Source organism: Streptomyces sp. NPDC002671, assembly GCF_053592475.1.
Genome location: NZ_JBSFVU010000184.1, coordinates 1 through 1,012 on the forward strand (window position 1 = coordinate 1; position 1,012 = coordinate 1,012).

General features: G+C 66.1%; 1 pseudogene. It reads left to right on the forward strand.

Annotated features, from left to right (window positions below):
* Positions 1 to 1,012: pseudogene (locus ACWD35_RS45620) on the forward strand (DNA polymerase III subunit alpha); the annotation flags it as partial.

Genomic DNA, 1,012 nt, shown 5'->3' on the forward strand with positions numbered 1-1,012 from the left:
AGCTCGCGCATCCTCGGCTACCCCTTCAGCCACGGCGAGCGGATCACCAAGGCGCTGCCGCCGGACATCATGGGCAAGTCCATCCCGCTGGACGGCATCTTCGACCCCGAGCACCCCCGCTACGTCGAAGCCGGCGAGATCCGGCAGATGTACGAGAACGAGCCGGACGTCAAGAAGGTCATCGACACCGCCAAGGGCGTCGAGGGCCTCACCCGAGGCACCGGTGTCCACGCGGCCGCGGTCATCCTGTCCAAGACCAGACTGACCGACCGCATCCCGCTGCACATGCGTGCCGCCGACGGCGTGAAGATCACCGGCTTCGACTACCCCAGTTGCGAAAACCTGGGGCTGGTCAAGATGGACTTCCTGGGGCTGCGGAACCTGGGCGTGATCGACCACGCCATCCAGAACATCCGTGAGAACCGCGGCGTCAAACTCGCCTGTGTTGACCCGATGGACGGCGACACGGAGACGGTCGTCATCCCCCTCGACGACAAGACGACGTTCGACCTTCTCGGCCGGGGCGACACCTTCGGCGTGTTCCAGCTCGACGGCGGCGGCATGCGTGCCCTGCTCAAGCTCATGGAACCGAGCCGATTCGAGGACATTGCGGCCGCCCTCGCGCTGTACCGGCCCGGCCCGATGGCCGCCAATGCGCACACCAACTACGCGCTGCGGCAGAACGGCAAGCAGGACCCCGACCCGATCCACCCGGACCTCAAGGACGTCCTCGACCCGATCCTGGGGTCCACGCACCACCTGCTCATCTTCCAGGAGCAGATCATGGCCATCGCCCGGACCCTCGCCGGGTACACACTCGGCGGCGCCGACATGCTGCGCCGCGCGATGGGCAAGAAGAAACCCGAGGTACTGGCAGCTGAGTGGGAGAAGTTCCACGGCGGCATGAAGGACAACGGCTACTCGGAGGAGGCCATCAAGGCCATCTGGGACGTCATGCTCCCGTTCTCCGGCTACGCCTTCAACAAGTCCCACACCGCCGGCTACGGCCTGG